We start from the raw sequence: 22,664 nt of genomic DNA on the forward strand, positions 1-22,664 counted from the left end.
TATGAAATTTCTAAGCTTAGCTTTAGTGCTCGTTTTAAGCGGCTGCGCTGTTAAAAATATAGATGAAAACTATAAGCAAATTTTACTTGAAGATAACGCCAGTCAGGAACTAAATTTAGACACTTCTTGGTGGAAAGAGTATCACCAAAGCTATCTTAATGAGCTCATTGATCTAGCACTTAAAAACAACACCGACCTTGCAAAAGCAGCTATAAATGTAAATAAAGCCCTCGCTCAAGCTGGTATTTTGGAAGCAAATTTAATCCCAACCTTTAACGCTGGCATTGAGGTATCAAGCAACAAAAATATAAAAGAGGGCGGCGCTTCTAGTAGAAGCTTTGGCTCAAGCATAGGGCTTAGCTACGAGCTTGATCTTTGGCAAAAGCTTGCAAATAGCAAAGATGCAGCGATGTTTGAAGCAGATGCTACTAAATTTGATCTGGAAGCTAGCAAACTAAGCGTGATAAACTCCGTAACAGACGCCTATTTTCAGATCTTATATCTAAATGAGAGCATTAAAACTTATGAGCAAATTTTAGAAATTTACAATGAGCTAAATAAGATAGTTGGGCTTAAATTTGAGCTTGGCAAAGAGGAGGCGCTAAGCCTAAAGCAGATAAACTCACAGCAACTAAACGCTCAAAATAAGATAGAAAGTGCCAAAAAAGAGCTAGTGAGTGCTAAAAAAACGCTTAGGATTTTGCTAAATGAGAGGCCAGAATTTGAGCTTAAATTTGAAGGTCTTACGCTAAGTCCCGTTAAAAGAGTGGGCGTTGATCTAGACGTACCAACAAGTGCCATAGCAAACAGGCCTGATCTAAGAGCGGCCATTTACCGCATAGAAGAGAGTCTCCTAAACTACAAAGCTAACCAAAAAGATTTTTACCCAAGCATCACGCTAGGAGCTAGCCTCAAAAGTAGTTCAAGTACAAAAGAGGGCGCATTTAGCCTTAAATTTCTAAATGGCAACATCGCTCTGAATTTACCATTTTTAAACTATCACAAGCTAAAGTCAAATTTAAAGGTTAGCGAGGCAAATTTCGAGCTTGCAAAGCTAAGCTACATAAGCACTCTAAATAGCGCATTAAACGAAATAGACGCATTTTTTAAAGGCTACCTAAACGACGAGGCGCTACTTGCTAATTATCAAGAGCAGATAAAAAACTACAAGGAAATTTCAAAAATTTACGAGCTAAAATACTCCTATGGCAAGGTAGAGTTAAAGCAGTTTTTAGAAGCAAAAAATAGCGAGTTAGAAGCTAAAATAGGGCTTTTAAAAGCAAAATACACGCTTTTACAAGATGAGCTAAATATCTATAAAGCTATGGCAGGCAAATTTAATAGGTAAATTTATGAGCTCAGCTTGGGACTACGAGGCAAATGCGTATAGCAGTGATGGCAAATTTAGCGCCAAATTTGAAGGCTGTGAGGTCGCTATGGGCGCTCCAACCCTTGGCGAACTAAGGCTTTTTATAAATAGCGAGCACTGTCTAAAATTAAAAATGAGCCTTCAAACCACGAAAAAAAAACTATCAAATTTTGAGGATAAAATTTAACTCACGCACTTTAGCTTGAAAAATAGTTTTCAGGCGTGTTTTCATAGTAAATTTAACTACTAGCTCTTAAATTTATCACTCAAGATCGCTCAACTTTAAAATTTAACGCAAATTTTGGTTTTATAGTTGCACTGATATCAAATTTAACTCTTTGCTTCAAAATTTAACGCACAAGATCACTATTTGGCACACAAAAACAGATATCACGCATTTATTCTATTCTATGCTACTCTTAAATTTAACACACAAGATCGCCTTATTAGCTTTTTATAAAAAAATTGCTTTGGATTAAATTTACATCCAAAAACGCCAGCTTGAGCGAGCGCTTTATGTACATTTATCGCAGTTTTTGCAAGGTTAGTGCTCTGCGCTTAAAAGCAAGAACCACAAACTCCAAAGATAGCTCTTGCTCACTTTTTCAAAATAGGGTAGATCAAATTTTAAGTTATATATAAGATAAATACAAATTTCACATTTTTTGAAAAGTGTAAAATTTAACTAATTTTCTTACAAATATTTTTATGTCAAATTTAATGGATAAATTAAAATCATACAAAAGATAAAATCCAAAATAAGCCTATAAAACAATATTTAAATTCATATAAAAGAAAAAATAAGAAAATTAAAATAACAATTTGAAAATTATAGTTTTCAATACAAATATATAAAAAAGCTTGTATTTTACCTTTTAACATATTCATATAAGTATTATGCTTTTATATATCTTTTTAAAATGAAAGTCGTATTTGATTTTTTGAAAACTTACACACATTTAGAAGTAAGTTTCCAAAAATTAGAAGTTTTATAAAATTGTGGATTTTAATCCAAAAGCTCTTTTGCGATCATACTTATGCGTTTTGCTTCAGCACTTGCTCCGATCTCATCTTTTGCTATTTTCATTACAGCGCCTAAATTTTTACCAACTCTTTCAATAATCTTTTTTATTTTCTCTTTAAGCTCTTCATCGCTTAGTTGTACTGGCAAATATGCTTTAATGAGTTCAATCTCGCCCTGCTCTTTTTTAGCCAAATCCTCTCTAGCGCCTTTTATATAAAGCTCAACCGAGTCAGCCCTCTTTTTGATCTCCTTTTGAAGCAGTGGAAGTACCACTTCATCAGTCATTTCAATCCTTTGATCGACTTCAACTTGCTTAAGTGCTGCATTTAGCGTTCTTAAAGTATCTCTTTTAAACTCATCTTTTGCCTTCATAGCCTCTTTTATATCAGCTAAAATTTGCTCTCTTATACTCATTTCCTCTCCTTTAAATTTTTGAAATATTAACTAAAAATTTGTGATAATTTCTTGAAATTTTCCTTGCAGATAGGCCACACCAACACCCTCTCTAAGCCCATCGTCAATAACTAAAAATTTTGCTTCTTGCCCGATTAAAAGCTCCTCTAAAAGCAAGGTTCCAGCGATGAGCGGATACTTTCTGTTTCTTCCAACCGCCAAATCAGCGCTCTTATCATCCATCTTTAAAAGTTCATCTACAAACCAAGCAAGATCATCATCTCTAAGCTCAAATCCGCTTACTTTTTTTGGATCATAGTTCTCGTAGTTAAGTCCAAGTCGTAGCGCTGCGATAGTAGTTGGTACGCCAGAAGTCAGCACGATAAATCTATTTTTTAAGCTATTTAAAAATTCTCTTGCATCTTTTGTATAAAATTTTGCATTTTCTTGCATTAAATCAAGTGTTTTAAATTTCTCAAAAAATGTAATAATGCCAAATTTAAAACTCATAAAATTTCCATCTTCACCGATCTCTGAGCTTGCTCCACCGATGTCAATGACGCTAAAATTTTCACTGATTCCAAGCTTTTTAAAAGCATTTTGAACACCCAAAAATGTAAGTTTTGCTTCTGCTTTACCGCTGATGATATGAAAATTTATGCCAAATTTCTCTCTTATCTCGCTAAAAATTTCCTCACTATTTAACGCCACCCTAAAAGCCTCAGTTGCGACTGCTACGCATTTAAATTTATCAAAGTCAAATTTACTTTTAGCCTCCGATATCGCTTCAAAGAGCCTGTTTTTGGACTCATCTGCTATCTTGCCACTTTCATTTAAGCCCCTTGCAGCTCCTACTATCTTTTCATAAATTTGCTCATTATTAAAGCCATTTTGCTCTTTTTTAACAAGCGCTACGCGAAATGTGTTTGAGCCAAGATCGATCGCTATAACCAAAATTTATCCTTAAAAATTTTTGCAGATTCTAACATATGATAATTTAGTATCATTTAAAGTTGAAAAATTCTAAAAACTTTAATATTTTTCAAGATATAATTCCTATCAAAAACCTTATAAGGGGGCTTGATTGCTTCGAGATAACTTATTAGCATTTGTTATTTTTGCAATTTGTAGCGTTGGATTTTTCGTTTGGGGCTATCAATACATCCCGACAAATAACTACTTTTTATTCTTGATCGCCGGCATGTTTGGTCTTTTTATGGCCTTTAATATCGGTGGAAATGACGTTGCAAACAGCTTTGGCACAAGTGTTGGCGCTAAGACTCTTACGCTTAAACAAGCTCTCATCATCGCAGCCATTTTTGAGCTTAGCGGTGCTATATTTGCAGGATCAGAGGTTACAAATACGATTAGAAACGAGATCGTGAAATTTCCAAGCGATCTAAACCCGATGAAATTTGTCATCATCATGATCTCAGCCCTTCTTAGCTCTGGGCTTTGGCTCTTTTATGCGTCTAAAAAAGGTCTACCAGTCTCGACCACTCACTCGATCGTTGGTGGCATCGTTGGTGCAGGACTTGCTATGGGTTTTATGATAAAAGATCCGGAACCATTTAGCATGGTCTCATGGAGTGAGATCGGCAGGATCGCCGTTAGTTGGGTCATCTCACCACTGCTTGGCGGCGTGATGTCTTACATTATATTTGGTTACGTAAAAAGTAAGATTATTGAGCCAACACATGAACTTAAAATGAATCTAAAAGCTCTAAAAGCTGAGCGAAAAGCTTATAAAGAAAGCTTCATAAAAGCACTAAAAACAAAGCCGGCTGAGGAGCAAATAGCTACTCTTTCAAAGATTGCAGTTATCGATGAGGACGAGATCGAAACCACTGAATACAGCGAGTATCGCTCAAAAATCCGCATTATGAAAGATAGTGAAAAAGAGATAGATACCTTTAAAGCGATGAAAAAGCACATCCCGATCATCGCTGGATTTGCCGCGATGGTCATCTCATCAATGATGCTTTTTAAAGGGCTTGAGCATATAAATTTAGCCTTTAGTATCATCCAAACCGTCTGGATCATCTTTGTGATTGGGGCTCTAGCGTATCTTGCAAGCCTTGCTATTATAAACGTCATGAGCAAAAACGATAGCGAAAAGAGCATCAATAGAATTTTCTCATGGTTTCAAATTTTTACCGCTTCATCTTTTGCATTTTCACACGGAGCAAACGACATCGCAAACGCTGTTGGACCATTTGCCGCTGTGCTTGATGTGCTAAAGACTGGCTCTATAAACGAAAGCTCGCCGATACCTAGCATCGCAATGGTAACCTTTGGAATTTCGCTTGTCGTTGGACTTTGGTTTTTAGGCAAAGAGGTCATCACCACTATCGGCTCAAAACTAGCTGAAATTTTACCGACAACTGGCTTTAGTGCTGAGCTTGCCTCAAGTATCGTCATACTTCTAGCCACAAAGCTTGGCATACCAGTTAGCTCGACGCATATCCTAATAGGTGCAGTTTTAGGCATCGGCATCGTAAATAAAAATGCAAACTGGAAAATGGTAAAACCAATCATCCTTGCTTGGCTCATCACGCTTCCTGCAGCTGCGATATCATCGGCTATATTTTATTTTGCCCTTGCTAAATTACTAGGCGTTTAGTCATATTTTTAAATAGCTAAACTGCCCTATTTCTAGATATTTTTTGTATAAATTTTATATGGAAGCTTGGCAAGTTGATCCAACCTGCCAAGTAAATTTGAAGTTATTTTTTCTTAATGATGATCTTCTCACCGTCGCTATCGATGGTGATCTCATCGCCACTTTCAAGCTCATCTTTCAAGATCATATCAGCGATCTTGTCTTCAACTAGCTCATAAAGCGCTCTTCTAAGAGGTCTTGCGCCATAAACTATGTCAAAGCCAGCTTTTGCGATAAATTTCTTAGCCTCATCGCTTAAAACAGCCTTGATACCGCGGTTATGAAGAGTTTTTTCAAGCTCTTTAAACATGATCTCAACGATAGATATCAAGCCTTGTTCGTTTAGAGGATTAAAGATAATAGTATCATCAAGCCTATTTAAAAACTCAGGTTTAAAGTAGTTTTTAAGCTCGTTCTTAACAGCTACATCACGATCTTCGCCCTTTAGCTCCATGATGAAGCTTGAAGCGATGTTTGAGGTTAAAATGATGATCGTGTTTTTAAAATCAACCGTCACGCCCTTGTTATCAGTCGCGCGTCCATCATCAAGTATGCCAAGAAGTATGTTAAATACGTCCTTGTGAGCCTTTTCAACCTCGTCAAAAAGTATGACTGAGTATGGTCTTCTGCGAACTGCCTCTGTTAGCTGACCACCCTCATCGTAGCCTACATATCCTGGAGGCGCACCAAGAAGCCTGCTCACGCTATGTTTTTCCATATATTCGCTCATATCAAAGCGGATAAGCGCCTTCTCATCGTCAAACAAGAACTTAGCCAAAGCCTTAGCTGACTGAGTTTTACCAACGCCTGTTGGTCCAAGAAATAAAAATGAACCAATCGGCCTTTGACCTTCATTTAGTCCAGCCTTATTCCTCTTAACAGCACGCGCAAGTGCGTGTAGTGCGTCATCTTGACCGACAACGCTCTCTCTTAAATGCTCTTCGATGCGCAGATATTTCTCTTTTTCGCTTGTTAGCATCTTTTTAACTGAAATTCCAGTCCATTTGCTCAAAATTTCAGCCACAAGCTCTTCATCGACTTGATTTTTAAGAAGCACGCCCTCTTTTTTCATGTGATCCCATTTTTCTTCAAGCTCGTGTTTTTGCTTCTTAGCTTCTGCTATTTTGCCGTATTCTATCTCGGCAGCTTTTTGAAGATCGCCATTTCTTTTTGCTATCTCAGCTTGTGATTTTAAGCTATCGATCTCTTTTGTTGCTTTTGAAATTCCGCCAAAAACAGCCTTTTCATTTTCAAATTTAGTATCAAGTGCTAGCTTTTTCTCATTTAGGTCAGCTATCTCTTTTTCGATCTCGCCAAGTCTTTCTTTATTTTTATCCGCATCCTCCATCTTTAGAGCTTCTTTTTCTACTTGAAGCGTTACGATCTCGCGTTTTATCTTTGAAAGCTCGTATGGCTCGCTCTCTATTTGCATCTTAAGCTCAGCTGCTGCTTCATCTATAAGGTCTATCGCCTTATCTGGCAAGAACCGGTTTGCGATGTAGCGATCACTTAGTCTTGCTGCGGCAACTAGTGCGCTATCTGTTATCGTGATGCCGTGGTGAACTTCAAGACGCTCTTTTATACCACGTAAAATTTGAAGTGCTTCATTTACACTTGGCTCTTTAACGTCTATCGGCTGAAAACGTCTTTGAAGTGCTGCATCTTTTTCAAAGTATTTTCTATACTCTTTTAATGTTGTCGCACCAACAGCGTGAAGCTCTCCACGTGCAAGAGCTGGTTTTAGGATATTTGCAGCGTCCATTCCGCCCTCGCTCGCACCAGCTCCAACTATGGTGTGAATTTCATCTATAAAAAGTATGATATTGCCAGCTTTTTTAACCTCGTCAATGACAGCTTTTAGCCTATCTTCAAACTCGCCTCTATACTTTGCACCAGCTACAACTGCACTCATATCAAGTGCGATGACACGCTTGTTTGCAAGGCTTGTTGGCACATCGCGAGCCACTATCTTTTGAGCTAGCCCCTCAACGATGGCTGTTTTACCAACACCTGGCTCACCAAGCAAGATAGGGTTGTTTTTGCTCTTTCTTATTAAAATTTGCATCATCCTAGTGATCTCTTCATCACGGCCGATGACTGGATCAAGCTCTTTATTTAACGCTTTTTGCGTTAGATCGATACCAAATTTCTCTAAACTATCAAGGGTATCATCGCCAGTTTGGCTATCTATCTTTTTACCACCTCTTATGCTCTCAAGGTTCTTTTTGATCTCTAAAATATCGCAAAATTTGCTTAAAATTTGTTTGATCTCACTAAGCTCAAGAGCCGAGATAATCCATGTATCAACAGCTATGTAGCTATCGCCCATACTTACCATTAAAGCTTTTGCATTTTCAAGTGAATTTATAAGCTCTCTTGAAACTGAAACGTTATCTTTTGTGACGTTTGAGCTGTTTGGGAGTGACGAGATCTTGCTTTTTATCTCAAGCTCGACTGCGTCTTTGCTTATGTTCATCTTATTAAAAACTTGATTTAAAATAGAATTACTATCAGCGAGCAAAGCCCAAAAGACGTGAAGTGGCACAACTTGTGGATTTTTAGAAAAGATCGCTAAGCTAACGCCTTTTTCAAGTGTCTCTTGCATCTGCGCTGTTAAATTTTCTGTTATGTCAGCCATTAAAGCTCCTTAAATTATTTTATAATGGCGGCATTATATAACTTTAGTCTTATATTGTCAAGTATTTTTATAATATTTGTCACTCTTTTTATGTAGTTGCTAAAATTTGCTGTTATAAATTTGTGTTAAAAATAGACAAAAGCTAAAAATATAAGGCTAAATTTATGCTTTTTTTAGCCAAATGTTAATAAAATTGAGCCAAAAAATATAGGAGATATTTTGAATAAATTTACTAGATCTTTTGCGCTAAAAATAACAGGCGCCCTACTCATCTCAAGCGTAGCAGTAAATGTGCTTTTTGCTAAAACCGAAGATGAGGCGAGTGCGAAACTTGAAGCACTCTCAAAACTTACAAAAACCATCTCAACCGTTGAAAAATACTACGTTGATGACATTAAATTTAAAGAGATAATCGACAAAGCCATCGCTGGTTTGATGCAAAATTTGGACGCTCACTCAAGCTTTTTAAATGAAAAAGCATATAAAGATATGCAGGTGCAAACAAGCGGCGAATTTGGCGGGCTTGGCATAACAGTTGGCATGAAAGATAGCGCACTAACCGTTATTTCGCCTATCGAGGACACTCCAGCTGATAAAGCAGGCATAAAAGCAGGCGATATCATTTTAAGGATCGATGGCAACTCAACTATCGGCACAACGATAGATGAAGCCGTAAATAAAATGCGCGGCAAGCCAAAAACTCCGATAACAATTACGATCTTAAGAAAAGGCGAGCAAAAGCCATTTGACGTAAAGATCATAAGAGATCTTATAAAGGTTGAGTCTGTCTATGCAAAAATGATAGAAAATGAAAACATCCTTTATATACGTGTCACAAATTTTGACAAAAACGTCGTCACAAAGGTAAAAGATGCGATCAAAGAGCATCCTAAAGCAAATGGCATCATACTTGATCTTAGAAACAACCCTGGCGGTCTTTTAAATCAAGCTGTTGATCTAGTGGATCTTTTCGTAGATAACGGCATCATCGTATCTCAAAAAGGTCGTGATGCATCTGAAAATGTAGAGTATAAAGCAAGTGCTAGCAAAACTCTTTCAAAACTCCCACTTGTTGTTCTTGTAAATGGAGGAAGTGCAAGTGCGAGCGAGATCGTAAGCGGTTCATTGCAAGATCATAAGCGTGCGGTGATAATCGGCGAAAATACATTTGGTAAAGGTAGCGTTCAGGTGATCTTACCAATAGACGATACAGAAGCGCTAAGGCTAACCATCGCAAGATACTACTTACCAAGTGGCAGAACTATCCAAGCAGTTGGCGTAACGCCTGATGTAGTAGTGCATCCTGGCAAAGTGCCGCAAAGTGATGATAGTGCATTTAGCATCAAAGAGAGCGAACTAAAAGCGCACCTAAAAAGCGAGCTAAACAAGATAAATCCAACAAGTGAAGGCAATAAAACTGAAGCAAAAGATGATAAAAATATCATCACACAGAAAAAAGTTGATGAAGATATTCAGTTAAAAACAGCGATTGATACGATCAAAATTTTAAAGATAAAACAACAATAATCTAAAGGAGAACAACATGCAAAAAAGAGAGCTTATCTACGAGGGAAAAGGCAAGAAAATGTACGCCACAGACGATCCAAATCTACTTGTGGCTGAATTTAAAGACGATCTAACAGCATTTGATGCTCAAAAAAGAGGCAACGAAGCTGGCAAAGGCGCACTAAATAACAAAATCTCTACTCAGCTTTTTAAACTACTAGAGAGCAAAGGTATCGTGACTGACCTAGTTGAGACCATCAGCGACACTGAGCAAGTGGTCAAAAAATGCGAGATCATACCTCTTGAAGTTGTTGTGAGAAATATCGCAACTGGCTCACTTAGCAAAAGACTTGGCATAAAAGAAGGCACAGTTCTACCTTTTACACTTGTTGAGTTCTACTACAAAAATGACGATTTACACGATCCACTAGTTACTGATGAGCACTGCATCATCATGGGTCTAGTAAAGAGTGAAAAAGATCTTCAAACCCTAAGACACACAGCAAGAGAGATCAACTCTATATTATTTAAATTCTTTGCAGAGAGAAATTTAAAACTAGTTGATTTCAAAGTCGAATTTGGTATCGACAAAGATGGCAACATCATCTTAGCTGACGAGATAAGCCCTGATAGCTGCAGATTTTGGGACGCGACAACAAACGAAAAACTTGATAAAGATAGATTTAGACAAGATCTTGGTAGCGTAAAAGTAGCTTACGAAGAAGTTTTAAGAAGAATTCTTTCTTAAGGACAAAGATGAAAGCTGTCGTAAATATAGCATTAAGAAGTGGGGTCCTTGACCCTGCTGGTAAGGCAGTAGAGCACGCGCTAAATTCACTTGGGTTTAGCGGTGTGTCAAATGTCAGGATAGGCAAACAAATCGTTTTAGATATCGACGAGAGCGATAAAAGCAAAGCAAAAGATCAGCTAAAAGTGATGTGTGAAGAGCTTCTAGCAAACACTGTCATCGAAGACTACGAGATCGTGCTATGAAAGTAGCCATCATACTTTTTCCTGGCACAAACTGCGAAGAAGACACAGCTCACGCTTTTAAGCTACTTGGCTGCCAAACGCAGATCATCTGGCACAAAGAAGATAAGATCGATGCTGATCTAGTCGTTTTGCCAGGTGGTTTTAGCTATGGCGACTATCTAAGGACGGCTGCGATAGCTAAATTTAGCCCAGCTATGCAGGCTGTAAAAGAGCATGCGAAAAAAGGTGGCTATATCTTGGGAATTTGCAATGGTTTTCAGATGCTGCTTGAGCTTGGGCTTTTAAAAGGTGCGATGAGAAGAAATGAAAATTTAAATTTCGTCTCAAAATACCACCACCTAAAGGTAATCTCAAATAACAATAAATTCTTAGCAAATTTAGCCAAAAATGAAATAGTAAATATACCTATCGCTCACGGCGAGGGCAACTATTATACTGACGAAACCACTCTAAAAGGCCTTTACGACAACGATCAAGTACTACTAAAATACTGTGATGCTAAAGGTAACGAAATAAATCCAAACGGCTCAGTCGATAGCATAGCAGGAATTTGTGATGAGAGTAAAAAGATTTTTGGTCTTATGCCTCATCCCGAGCGTGCTTGTGAGAAAATTTTAGGTACAGATGATGGTATGAAGATGCTAAAAGGTCTAGTTTGGTAAAACATTTTCTTTTTATCTCCCTATTCGTACTAAATTTATTTGCTGCAAATACCGATGAAGTAAGCGTTTTTGACATGATGGACGAAGCTAGGGAGGATAAATTTGTAAATAGCCCTACTTCAAATCCAAAAACTCAAAAACCGCCAAAAGAACAAGATTTTTCAAGAAAATTTGTATCACCACAGCCAGAGCGTATCACTCCAGAGCAGATGCGAAATATCGTTCCAACAAACGAGCCAGATATTAGCGTCCCAGACAATCAAGTATATGATAAGATCAAGGTAAAAGAGCTTCTTTTAAAAGCCACAAATGTACCAAAAAATGTTGTTATAGGAGAAATTTTTAGTGTTGAGATAGTGGCTGATACACAAAATGACTTTGAGTTTGAGTTTGAGACACAGCTTGATGAAACAAATATCAAATGGCTAAATAAGAAAAATTTTCAATGGGTAAAAAGCGAAGACAACAAATATGTAGGTACTTTTTATCTTGAAGCAATGAGCATTGATGCAAAGACTTTACGAGTTAGCTTGGATCTAAAAAGAAATGGCGAGAACTATCAAAACTCAAACATAAATATCTTTTTACCAAAGCTAAAAGAGCTTAGAAGTGACGAGAACTACAACCACATCGTGGCTGATAATCTTGAAGTTAAGAAATTTAAGACAACAAAATTTGATGATATAAACAATATCATGGTTGTAGAAATTTATGGCAACAACGTAGATCTAAGTGCTTTTAATATTGAAAATAAGACAATCTTAAAGCAAGGCGTAGATACGATAAGTGGCGACTTTAACTCACAAAGTGCATATTATTTTGCAGTATTTAAGCCAAATAAAAAATCGCTTGACTTTAACTACTACAACCTAAAAAAGGCTAAATTTGAAAGTTTTTCTTTGCCGGTAAGTGTCGAAGATGACGATGTCAGCACACAAATCGGACTAAACCCAAAACAAAGTGAATTTAGCACCTATAAAGATGTCACGATCTACTCTTGCGCGGTAATTTTTATATTATTAGCTATTTGGCGCAGAAGGCTTAGCTACTTTTTCGTAGCAGCCATTTTTATAGTACTTGGAATTTATACCTACAACCCTTTTGGCAAGGCTGTTCTAAAACCAGATATTAGCGTTTCGATCTTGCCTACAAAAAACTCAACCATTTTTTACACATCTCGCAAAAATGAAAATGTAGAAATTTTAGACACAAAAGGCGACTACTCAAAAATTTTATTTGCTGATGGTAAGATTGGCTGGGTAAAAAAGGATAATCTTGTCAAAAATTAGAGCTTTATTTTTTGCTATTGAGTTTGTTATTAGCGTTGTTCTAGTCGTCTTTTTTATGTGGCTATTTAATGACAAAAATAGAGCCATAAGAAAATTTTGGGGAAGGTCGCAAAGGTTTTTTGGTGGATATAAACTTGAAGTGATAGGCAATTTTAGTGATGAGGCAAATATCTTACTCATAAACCATCAAAGTATGCTTGATATCATTGTCATCGAAGAGCTACACCCAAAAAATGTCTGCTGGATCGCAAAGGCACAGATCGGCAAAATTCCTATAATTGGTAAAATTTTAAGCTTGCCAAAAATGATAGCAGTTGAGCGTGAAAATAAACACTCACTAATAAAGCTTTTAAGCGAAGCAAAAGATAGGGTTGAAAATGGTCGCGTTTTAGCGATATTTCCCGAAGGAACTAGATCTCAAACCAATAAGCTTTTGCCTTTTAAAGGTGGTGCAAAACTATTAGTTGAAAAACTAAATTTAAAAGTTCAGCCTATCGTTATAGTAGGAAGCGATGCTATGAAAGTGAAAGAATTTAGCTTTAAAAAAGCGGATATCAAGCTCTTTTGCCTTGATTTAGTCGATACTTCAAAAGAAAACTGGCTAGAGGCGACTAGAGAGAGTATGCAAAAAGTTCTAGACAAAAATAGAAAATAAATTTGGCTTTGCAAATTTACAAAGCCCCCCTGCTCTATATCATTATCTATAAAAATTTGATTTTATATACTAGAAATTTTTATCAATAAATTTAAAAAGGTCTAGCAAGAGCTAGACCTAAAAATATTAGCTTAAGAGGTAAGCTCTCAAGTCCTAAAGACACTAAGTTTTGAATTTAATGCATCTGTCATCTTGTTTAGATGTTCTGCCGCTGAAGCTATCTCTTCGACACTTCTAGCATTTTCAGATGAAATTTGGTTGATATTTGAGATGCCTTCCATGATTTCATTTACATTTTTACCAGTTGCGATATAGTCTTGCATAGTCTTATCAGACATTGCTATAGCGTTATTCATTGTCTCACTCATAACATTTATAGTTTTTTCAACGTCGCTTGCCACGTGAGTTAACTCTTGGATCTGTTTAGAGTTGATACCCATTTGCTCACTGCTATCATTAATCGCTTGAACAATAACATTGATAGTTGCATTTATCTCAGTTAAACTCTTTTGAGTCCTCTCAGCTAGCTGTCTAACTTCATCAGCAACGACGGCAAAGCCACGTCCATGCTCACCTGCTCTTGCAGCCTCAATAGCGGCATTAAGTGCAAGTAAATTTGTCTGATCAGCTATATCATTGATAACAACAAGGACTGATTTTACCTGTTCGGCATCACGGCTAAGCTGGTCGATCTTATCAGCCATTTGATTTTCTACATTAGCAGAGTCAATAATCTGTGCCGATAGCGATCTTATAGCTTCAGTTGCCGTTTTTATATGTGTGCTTGCTTTTTGAAGATCGTCTTTGCCAGCTTGAGCTACTGCTAAAGATTCTTTCATATTTTCTTGCATTACTTTACATCTTTGATTTGTCTCTTCTACTATTTCAGTTGATTTTTCTACACGTTTACCTGTTTGCAGAGATGTGGAACTAAGCTCATTTGCAACGGAGCTATTTTCGCTTGAAAGGTGCTTTGTATCACTTATTAATACCCTTATTCTTTCAATAAAATCATTTATATCTCTACTTATCTTAGCTATCTCATCTTTACCATAAATAGGAATTTTAATTGTAAAGTCCGATGTTATCGCATTTAAATTTGTTCCTAGTCTATCGATAGGACTTGCAACCATCTTTTTAAGTAAGAGCATCGAAACAGCTATCAAAAGTAAGGTAACTATGATACTTGCTATGATGAAATTTTTACTAACTACTTTTAGTGGTGTTAAAAAATCATCAGTAACAGCTGAACCTAAAACCATCCAGTCTAGTTTATCAAATGACTCAAAAGCAACTATGCAGTCAACCCCATCAATTATAATAGGCTCAATACCCTTTCCTTTTTTAACAATATTATCCATAGTAGTTTTTAATTCACTACTTAGCTCTTGATTTGCCTTGGTTGGATGGAAGTCAAATTTTCCAGTTTTAGTATTGTAAAGAGAAAAATATCCATGCTTACCAAGTTTCATCTCAGAAAAAGTCTTTTTCATATTGTTTAATCCTTCGGTAGGATCATAACCAACAAATAAAATCCCTATTACCTCGTTATTTTCAATAATAGGATCATAAATGCTCATATAGTTGCGTCCAAATAAATTTACAACGCCTATATACCTCTCTTTATTCATGATATTTTTATAGGCTTGACCGTTTTTGTCAATCATCGTACCAACAGCTCTACTACCATCAGCCTTCGTCACTGATGTGCTAACTCTTAAAAAATCATCACCTGATTTTGCAAAAATGGTTGAAATTCCACCTTTTGTAGCTTTATTAAATTTATCCAGAATATCGTAGTTGTTGTTTAAAATACCATTTTGAGATATTAGATCTATCGCCTCGTATTTGTCAGTCTTGCTCATCTGGTGATTAGTTGAAATTTTTCCAATCATCTCTTTAAAAACACTCATTATCAGCTCTGCACTACTTACATTATCTTTTTCAAATAATTTAACCGTATTCATAGCAAGCTGGACGTTTTGTTCTACTGTTGTAAGCACACCATCTTTTATCTCGCGCTCTAAAATATTTGATGTATATACAACAAAACATGTCATAGATACTGCCAAAACCGTAGCAATCGTTGCTGAAACTTTTACCAAAATGCTTCGTAAATTCATTTTGTCTCCTTTTTCTAAAAATTTTCGCCTTAATTATAGCACTATTTTAAATAAACTTTATACAAGAATGCATAATTAATAACAATTAATAAATTATCATTATTATTTTATTCATAAACTATAACTTTTTTGAAATCATTTTAAAAAATTAATTTAAAAACCTTGATAGTAATACTATCAAGGTTAAGTATATTTTTATCACTTTGTGTTATAATCTGCCAAAAATTTTAAAACAAGGAAAAGAAAAATGGCAGATAAATTTGAATTTCAAACCGAGGTCAATGACCTTTTAAATTTGATGATCCACTCTCTTTACTCAAATAAAGAGATATTTTTAAGAGAGCTCATCTCAAACTCAAATGACGCTCTTGACAAGCTAAACTACCTATGCTTGACCGATGAAAAGTATAAAAGTCTAAGCTACACTCCAAGGATCGACATCAAAGTAGATGAGAAAGCTAAGACTTTAACCATCAGCGACAATGGTATCGGCATGGATAAGGACGAGCTTATAGCGAATTTAGGTACCATTGCAAGAAGTGGCACAAAAGGTTTTATGAAAAATTTAAGCGGCGATGCCAAAAAAGATAGCTCGCTGATCGGTCAGTTTGGTGTTGGCTTTTACTCAGCATTTATGGTAGCAAACAAGATCGAGGTCATAAGCAAACGAGCACTTAGTGACAAAGCCTATAAATGGACATCTGATGCAAAAAGCTATGAGATCGAAGATGCCCAAAAAGATAGCTTTGGAACGGACATCATCTTACATTTAAATGACGATGAGTTTGCAAATTCTTGGCGTATCGAAGAGATAGTCAAGAAGTATTCAAACCACATTCCTTATCCTATATTTATGGATAAACAAAGCTATATCGCTCCAAAAGAAGGCGAAAAAGAGGGCACTTATGAGACTAAAAACGAGCAAATAAACAAGGCAAATGCGCTTTGGAGGCTAAATAAAGCCAGCCTAAAAGAGCAAGACTACAACGACTTTTATAAGCAAATTTCTCACGATAGCAGTGATCCTCTCCTTTACATACACACAAAAGCTGAGGGTAAGATCGAGTACTCGACACTATTTTATGTGCCAAGCACGGAGCCGTTTGATCTCTTTAGAGTTGATTATCAAAGTGGCGTAAAGCTCTATGTAAAAAGAGTTTTTATCACAGATGATGCAAAAGAGCTTTTGCCACCGTATCTTAGATTTATCAAAGGCGTAATCGATGTTGAGGACTTGCCACTAAACGTTAGCCGTGAAATTTTACAAGAAAATGCGATCATGCGAAGCGTCAAAGAGCAAAGCGTGAAGAAAATTTTAAGCGAGCTTGCAAAGTTAAAAGATAACGACCGTGAAAAATACATAAAATTTTACAAACTATTTGGCAAGGTTCTAAAAGAGGGACTTTACGGATTTAACGCTGAAAAAGAGCAAATTTTAGATCTTTGCCTATTTAAAAGCTCAAAAAGAGATGGACTAATCAGCCTAAAAGAGTACAAAGAGGCGATGAAAGAGGATCAAAAATCGATCTACTACATCAGCGGAAGTAACGAAAATATGCTAAGAAATTCACCGCTTCTTGAGAGCTTTAAGAAAAATGATATCGAAGTACTTATTATGGACGAAGAGATCGACACTATCGTCATGCCAATGGTCAATGAATTTGACAAAACACCTCTAAAATCAGTCTCACACGCTGATATAAACGACGAGATCAAAAGCGATGAGAAGGTCGATGAGAGCAAGGTTGCAAATACGCTTGTTAAAATGAAAGAAATTTTAAAAGACGAGGTAAAGGATGTAAGACTAAGCTCAAGACTATCAAGCTCGGCTGCGGTGCTAATTTATGATAAAAACGATCCTGATTATGCTATGCAAGAGATGCTTAAACAGATGGGACAAGGCGCAAATGCTCCAAAAGTTAAACCAATCTTAGAGATCAATGCTGACCATGAAATTTTTGCAAAACTAGAGAAAAATGAGGCGATGGTTTATGACATAGCGCCTTTGCTTCTTGATATGGCAAGGCTAAATGAGGGCATGAGCCTAGAAAATCCTGCCAAATTTTCAGAGCTACTAACGAAAGTAATGATAAAAGCTATCTAATTTTATAAAGCCCAATAGAAATTTTGGGCTTTAACCTACTTCTATAAATTTAATTTCCTATATTTATTATCTTTATTACGGTAAAAATTTAATTGTGTAAGCTAAATTTCCCACGCCAAAAGACGTGGGACAAAATTTACGCTATCTTGGTAGCGTCGATGATGTTTAGATCAAGTCCAAGATCTTCAACAGATAGTCCAAGTGCAAGACCTACAAGCTGAGATAGGTGAATGATTGGCTTTCTCACGTTTGAGTGGTTCTCATCTTGATATCTCTCTTGGTAGATGTCAAGTTGCATTTGACAAAGTGGGCATGGTGTGACAACTACGTCAGCGCCGTTTTCATCGGCATTATTTACGATCTGGCTTGACATTTTTCTTACAGATGTGCCAGCTGGATAGCTAGCGTGGAAACCACAGCAGTCAAGTCTTTTCTCAAATGGCACGATAGTAGCACCAAGTGCGCCTACAACGGTTTCAAAGCTCTTTGGATTGACTGAGCTTTCTCTATTGTGAAGATCTTTTTCAGGTCTTAGGCTATGGCAGCCGTAAAATAGTGCTACTTTTAGCCCACTAAGTGGCTTAACAACCTTTGCTCTTAGTGTTTCTACGTTTTGATAAAGCACCCAAAGAAGGCTTGTGATCTCGGTTGAGCCATTGTATTTCATATTACCCTCAGCCAAGAAAGTATTTATGTGGTCCTTTGCCCCCTTATCAAGTGTAGTTTTAGCTCTTGTTAGAGTTAGCATACAGGTTGAGCATGTCGTAAGCATAGGCATATTCATCTGCTCAGCAAGTGCTATATTTCTAGCATTTGCCACAAGCGTAGCGATAGGATCTACGTCTTGTGCTTGTTGAGCCCCACAGCAGCTCCAGCCCTTTATCTCGTGAAGCTTCCAGCCAAGTATCGGAGCGATAGCCTCAAGCGACATCTTAGCCTCTTTAGCTGCTTGAGAGAGTACGCATCCTGGGAAAAAAGCGAATTCGTTTTGCATAATTACTCCTTACTAGCAGCTTTGCGAGCCGCATTTATCATTTTTACTAGATCATCATGTCCTTCTATGTCCTCTTCGCCGAAAATATGAAGTGGATTCATCTTACCTGCAAGCATTAAATTTGCAGCTATGTCCATTTTGCCCATATTTTTAAATACTCCCTCAGAGCGAAGTGCAAGCTTGATCTCATTTAGTCTGCCTGAGCCATCAACTAGATCGGTTAAGAACGCCTCAGCGTGATCTGGTCCCATACCATCATCAAAGCCTTTTTGTATAGCCATGATGCGAAGATCAGTTATATCTTTGCATGCACTTATACCTTTTGGACAGCGATCAGCGCACTCTTGGCACTTTACACACATCCAAAGGCCATTATCTATAGCTGGTTTTAGATGCGGCATAGGATCTTTGCTACGTGAGTCAAAGGCCGCTCTATAAGCATGCACAAAGACAAATGGCTGCATATAATCACTCGCATCAGCTTCAAGTTTATTACACTCACTAGCGCACGCTCCACAAAGTATGCAGTCCCATTCAAGCGCTACTTTTTCATACTCTTTTTGAATTTGCTTACAGCCTTTTTCTGCGCTAAATTCTGACTTAGCAGTGATGCTAGGCCTAATCTTGCGTAAATTTTCGATACTTGGCTCCCAGTCCACCATAAGATCAGAGATGACCCTGAAATTTCCAAGTGGAGAAATTCTTATACTCTCTGGATTGTCATACTCAGCCAAAAGCTCGTTCATCTTTGTATCACAGGCTAGATATGAGTGGCCATTTACTCTAACAGCACACGCCCCACATATCGCTGAGCGGCAAGATGCAGTGAAATTTAGCGTCGCATCCTTTTTTTGTTTGATATCAAGAAGCACTGTTAAAAGAGTTTTGCCTTTGATCTCTTCATTTGTTAGCTCATAAGTTGATTCATATTTTTTAGTTCCGTCAAAACGGTCGATAATAATTTTCATCCTAGCTCCTTACTCTGGCTTCTTGCCGTCAAGTGAAAATATGCCTGTCACAACGTCTTTGTAGCTAAGTTCAAGCTTGCCGTCTTTTAGTGTGACTATGCTGTGTTTTAAGAAATTTACATCATCTCTTTTTGGATAGTCCTCTCTTGTGTGAGCACCACGGCTCTCAAGACGATTTTGCGCTGCAAGACATGCTGCACGAGAAAGAAGTATAAGGTTGCCAAGCTCGACATAGTCAGTAAAAGCTGTGTTCATCACTGGGTTTTGATTTGGCACTTTAAGGGTGTCATATTTTGCTTGGATAGCTTCAAGGTTTTTAGAGAGCTGATCTAATTTTGCACCAGTTCTAAAGATACCCATTAGATCCCAGTTATTTTTACCAAGCTCTTCACGAAGTGCGTACATATCATTTACACCACCCTCGCCTGTTGCGATAGATTTAAATTTATCTTGCCACATTTTTGCTAGCTCAGAAGTTTTCTTGCCGCTTGCAAATTTTGCATTTTGAGCGTAAGCGCCAGCACCCTTGCCAGCTAGATCGCCAGTTACAACTGCGTCAGTTAGGCTGTTTCCACCAAGGCGGTTTGCACCGTGGATAGATACACATGAAGCCTCGCCACCTACATAAATTCCAGGGATTTTTGTGCTCATATCATCAAATTTAGCTACCTCTATGCCACCCATTGAGTAGTGAGCTGTTGGGCGGATAGGCACTGGTTGTTCGATTAGATCGATATTTTGGAAAAGCATAGCAGTGTGGCGAATTTTTGGAAGCTTTTTCATAATAGTATCTTTGCCAAGGTGGCGAACGTCACAAAGCACGTAAGCGCTCATGCCCTCGCCAAAGCCTCTACCCTCGCGAATTTCTGTCTCGATCGCACGAGCGACGACGTCACGAGGAGCTAGCTCCATCTTTTCATGATAGTTTTTCATAAAGCGCTCGCCCTTGTTGTTTAACAAGTATCCACCCTCGCCACGAGCAGCTTCTGTGATTAGTGTGCCGCCATTTTGAACGCCAGTTGGATGAAACTGAAGCATCTCAGGGTCTTCAAAACCAAGACCTGCTTTAAGCGCAGCAGCGATACCATCACCAGTTGCTATAAATGGAACTGATGTGCGGTTATAGAAAATTCTAGTGTATCCGCCAGTTGCGATGACAAGAGATTTGCATAGAACTGGGTAAATTTGACCATCTTGGATGTTGCGAAGAACGACGCCTTCAACCTTGCCATCCTCAAGACCGATCTCAAGCAGCTCATGATCCATTAAAAATTTAACGCCAGCTGTGATAGCGTCATCAAGACAAGCGTGCATCAAAATGTGACCAGTTTTATCAGCTGCATAGTTACAGCGTTTTTTACTAGCACCACCCATGAAGCGAAAAGCAACATCGCCATTATCTTTACTGGACACATCGCCATTATCTATACGAGAAAAGAGCATGCCATTGTGGTCTAGCTCGTGAATGACTGCGCCTGCTGCCTCGCAAAATTTCACAACTGCATCTTGATCAGCAAGATAAGCCGCACCTTTAACTGTGTCATAAGCGTGAAGCTTGAAGCTATCGCCATTACTAAAGTCAGTAACGCCGTTTATTCCGCCCTCAGCCATACAGGTTGCATTGCGAGATGGCATCATCTTTGTAGCAACAACGACGGTTGAGTTTGGATATTGCTTGCGAACGGCTGTTGCTGCACGAAGTCCAGCACCACCAGAGCCGATTATTAGCACATCAACAGATGGTAAGCCATTTTCATTGCCTTTTGGCAACTCGCCAGCAAAAACGTTGGTCGCACCAGCCGTTGTAGCTAGCGCACCTACGCTGATACAGGCACTTTGTAGAAATTCTCTTCTGGTAAATTTTTCACTCATTGATAACTTCCTATCTTAGTAAATTTTTAGCGTTTAAAACGCACCGCCAGTTTATTTCTTAATATTTTTTAAAACAACTACATTAATTAAATAATTAATAATGAAAGATTACATTAAATTTACTTAAAAGAAACATAAAGATTTATTTTAGATTAAGAAATGAGAGCTGATATTAAAATCAAAAAGGATAAAATGGGTTTTAAAGGTAGTTTATATAAATTTAATGGTAGAAAAATTTATAAGATGTATAAAAATTTCTACCGATTTGAAGTTTACTTTTATTTTTGAGTTTTTAAGCTTTAGAAGCTCTTTTTTAGGATATTAGAAAGATAAATTTACTTTTATACTTAAATAAATATATTAAATATAATAAATAACATTATTTTTGTCCTATTATCAAAATTCACCCTTTTGGTGCAAAATTTCTTTTAGCTCGCCATCACTTAGCTTGTAGTTATAAAATCTCTCGTAAAACTCTCTTGTTTTTTGCTCTAAATTTAGATCGCTAAACTGCTCTGGGTAAAATGTCTTAGCCAGCCAAAGCGGATAGAGCGCACCTTCAGCACTTCTTACGCTCCAAAGATAAACGCCACTTGGCACTACAAAAATTTCTCCATTTTGCACAGCTTTTAGCTTGGCAAATGATGCGTTTTTAGCGATAGCATCGGCACTTTTTTGTGAATTTGTGATGATGATGTCTGGGTTAAAGATGATGACTTGTTCTTCGTTTATCGCTTTTGAAATTTTAAAATCCCCATCGCTTAGCTCTGAGCTTAAATTTATACCGCCAGCTACGCTAATATACTCTGCGCCGATATCTTTTGAGCTAATGGTGTTAAAGTTTCCTGAGTTATAGTTAAGCACCAAAACTCTCTTTTTTGGCGTTAAATTTGCCGTTTTTTGGCTTACAAATTTTATGTTATCGTTAAAATATTCATTAAACTCACGCGCTCTTTTTATGCTCTTTCCGCCCCAAATTTCAGCGATCTTTCTAAAGCTATCTTGTATCTCTTTGATGCTTTGAAATTTATCTATCTTCACAACCGCGATGCCAGCGCTCTCTAGCTGAGCCTTGCTATTTTCATCAAACATCATGCCAACTGGCCCAAAAACAACTTGCGTTTTTGACGCGATAATAGTCTCGACGCTGCTACTTAGCATGCCACTTTTGTTGTTGTTACTCTTTATATTTGGAAAAATTTTTGACATAAGTGGAGGCAGTTTTGGCGCACCGCTAATTATATGATCCTCGTTACCAAGCATCGCAGAGACTTGCACAAAAGCCCCTATCAAAGGTGTCGCACGCTCGATCACATCAGGTACTTCTACCTTTTTATTGTCGCTATCAAGCACCACTCTTGCTTGCAAACTAACAAGCAAAAAAGCCAAAAGTAAAATTTTCTTAAACATAT

Annotated in this window: 16 protein-coding genes and 3 pseudogenes; 10 read left to right on the plus strand and 9 right to left on the minus strand. The window is 37.4% G+C overall.

Features of this window, described 5'->3' with window-relative positions; translation table 11 throughout:
• Nucleotide 1: 1 nt before the first annotated feature.
• Nucleotides 2-1,348, plus strand: coding sequence for a TolC family protein (locus CYO92_RS07795; RefSeq protein WP_103588254.1), 1,347 nt, complete (start codon nt 2-4; stop codon nt 1,346-1,348).
• A gap of 4 nt (nt 1,349-1,352) precedes the next feature.
• Entirely contained in the window at nt 1,353-1,556 is a 204-nt protein-coding gene (locus CYO92_RS07800; RefSeq protein WP_223315362.1) for a hypothetical protein, read from the plus strand.
• An 819-nt stretch (nt 1,557-2,375) separates the two neighbouring features.
• Here the strand turns inward: CYO92_RS07800 and CYO92_RS07805 are convergent.
• Nucleotides 2,376-2,807 carry a GatB/YqeY domain-containing protein gene (locus CYO92_RS07805; RefSeq protein WP_103588628.1) on the minus strand — a complete coding sequence of 144 codons (432 nt, stop codon included), beginning with the start codon at nt 2,805-2,807 and terminating at the stop codon, nt 2,376-2,378.
• 30 nt (nt 2,808-2,837) lie between these two features.
• Entirely contained in the window at nt 2,838-3,740 is a 903-nt protein-coding gene (locus tag CYO92_RS07810) for a disulfide bond formation protein DsbA (protein WP_103588629.1), read from the minus strand.
• Between the two features lie 130 nt (nt 3,741-3,870).
• On the opposite strand from CYO92_RS07810, the gene CYO92_RS07815 reads away from it, so the two are divergent.
• Nucleotides 3,871-5,409, plus strand: coding sequence for an inorganic phosphate transporter (locus tag CYO92_RS07815; RefSeq protein WP_103588630.1), 1,539 nt, complete (start codon nt 3,871-3,873; stop codon nt 5,407-5,409).
• A gap of 103 nt (nt 5,410-5,512) precedes the next feature.
• On the opposite strand, the gene CYO92_RS07820 is transcribed toward CYO92_RS07815, so the two are convergent.
• Nucleotides 5,513-8,086, minus strand: a complete 2,574-nt coding sequence (locus CYO92_RS07820) for an ATP-dependent Clp protease ATP-binding subunit (protein ID WP_103588631.1) — start codon at nt 8,084-8,086, stop codon at nt 5,513-5,515.
• 309 nt (nt 8,087-8,395) lie between these two features.
• Between CYO92_RS07820 and CYO92_RS07825 the strand changes: the two are divergent.
• From CYO92_RS07825 to CYO92_RS07850, 6 genes and pseudogenes are all read left to right on the plus strand, one after another.
• A pseudogene (locus tag CYO92_RS07825) lies at nt 8,396-9,613 on the plus strand (S41 family peptidase); the annotation flags it as partial.
• 16 nt (nt 9,614-9,629) lie between these two features.
• Nucleotides 9,630-10,340, plus strand: a complete 711-nt coding sequence (gene purC / locus CYO92_RS07830) for a phosphoribosylaminoimidazolesuccinocarboxamide synthase (RefSeq protein WP_009293856.1) — start codon at nt 9,630-9,632, stop codon at nt 10,338-10,340.
• Nucleotides 10,341-10,348: 8 nt separating this feature from the next.
• Nucleotides 10,349-10,585 carry a phosphoribosylformylglycinamidine synthase subunit PurS gene (purS, locus tag CYO92_RS07835; RefSeq protein WP_103588633.1) on the plus strand — a complete coding sequence of 79 codons (237 nt, stop codon included), beginning with the start codon at nt 10,349-10,351 and terminating at the stop codon, nt 10,583-10,585.
• Complete coding sequence (gene purQ, locus CYO92_RS07840) at nt 10,582-11,247, plus strand: phosphoribosylformylglycinamidine synthase I (RefSeq protein ID WP_103588634.1); 666 nt, start codon at nt 10,582-10,584, stop codon at nt 11,245-11,247. Before purS ends, purQ begins: the two co-directional genes overlap by 4 nt.
• Nucleotides 11,241-12,536 carry an SH3 domain-containing protein gene (locus CYO92_RS07845; protein ID WP_103588635.1) on the plus strand — a complete coding sequence of 432 codons (1,296 nt, stop codon included), beginning with the start codon at nt 11,241-11,243 and terminating at the stop codon, nt 12,534-12,536. Before purQ ends, CYO92_RS07845 begins: the two co-directional genes overlap by 7 nt.
• Complete coding sequence (locus CYO92_RS07850; RefSeq protein WP_223315348.1) at nt 12,517-13,191, plus strand: lysophospholipid acyltransferase family protein; 675 nt, start codon at nt 12,517-12,519, stop codon at nt 13,189-13,191. The genes CYO92_RS07845 and CYO92_RS07850 overlap by 20 nt, the downstream gene beginning before the upstream one ends.
• Nucleotides 13,192-13,337: 146 nt before the next feature.
• Here CYO92_RS07850 and CYO92_RS09695 read toward each other — a convergent pair.
• Nucleotides 13,338-14,390, minus strand: a pseudogene (locus CYO92_RS09695) (methyl-accepting chemotaxis protein); the annotation flags it as partial.
• A gap of 27 nt (nt 14,391-14,417) precedes the next feature.
• Nucleotides 14,418-15,314 (minus strand): annotated as a pseudogene (locus tag CYO92_RS09700) (Cache 3/Cache 2 fusion domain-containing protein); the annotation flags it as partial.
• 247 nt (nt 15,315-15,561) lie between these two features.
• On the opposite strand from CYO92_RS09700, the gene htpG reads away from it, so the two are divergent.
• A complete protein-coding gene (gene htpG / locus CYO92_RS07860; protein WP_103588638.1) occupies nt 15,562-17,418 on the plus strand; it encodes a molecular chaperone HtpG in 1,857 nt (618 codons plus the stop codon).
• A gap of 136 nt (nt 17,419-17,554) precedes the next feature.
• On the opposite strand, the gene sdhE is transcribed toward htpG, so the two are convergent.
• From sdhE to CYO92_RS07880, 4 genes are all read right to left on the minus strand, one after another.
• Nucleotides 17,555-18,412 (minus strand): 8-methylmenaquinol:fumarate reductase membrane anchor subunit, encoded by an 858-nt coding sequence (sdhE, locus tag CYO92_RS07865; RefSeq protein ID WP_103588639.1) that lies wholly within the window; start codon nt 18,410-18,412, stop codon nt 17,555-17,557.
• A gap of 2 nt (nt 18,413-18,414) precedes the next feature.
• Nucleotides 18,415-19,380, minus strand: coding sequence for an 8-methylmenaquinol:fumarate reductase iron-sulfur subunit (gene sdhB / locus CYO92_RS07870; RefSeq protein WP_103588640.1), 966 nt, complete (start codon nt 19,378-19,380; stop codon nt 18,415-18,417).
• A gap of 9 nt (nt 19,381-19,389) precedes the next feature.
• Nucleotides 19,390-21,252, minus strand: coding sequence for an 8-methylmenaquinol:fumarate reductase flavoprotein subunit (gene sdhA / locus CYO92_RS07875; protein ID WP_103588641.1), 1,863 nt, complete (start codon nt 21,250-21,252; stop codon nt 19,390-19,392).
• 396 nt (nt 21,253-21,648) lie between these two features.
• A complete protein-coding gene (locus CYO92_RS07880; RefSeq protein WP_103588642.1) occupies nt 21,649-22,662 on the minus strand; it encodes an ABC transporter substrate-binding protein in 1,014 nt (337 codons plus the stop codon).
• Nucleotides 22,663-22,664 lie beyond the last annotated feature (2 nt).

The organism is Campylobacter concisus, assembly GCF_002913715.1.
GTDB lineage: Bacteria > Campylobacterota > Campylobacteria > Campylobacterales > Campylobacteraceae > Campylobacter_A > Campylobacter_A concisus_AG.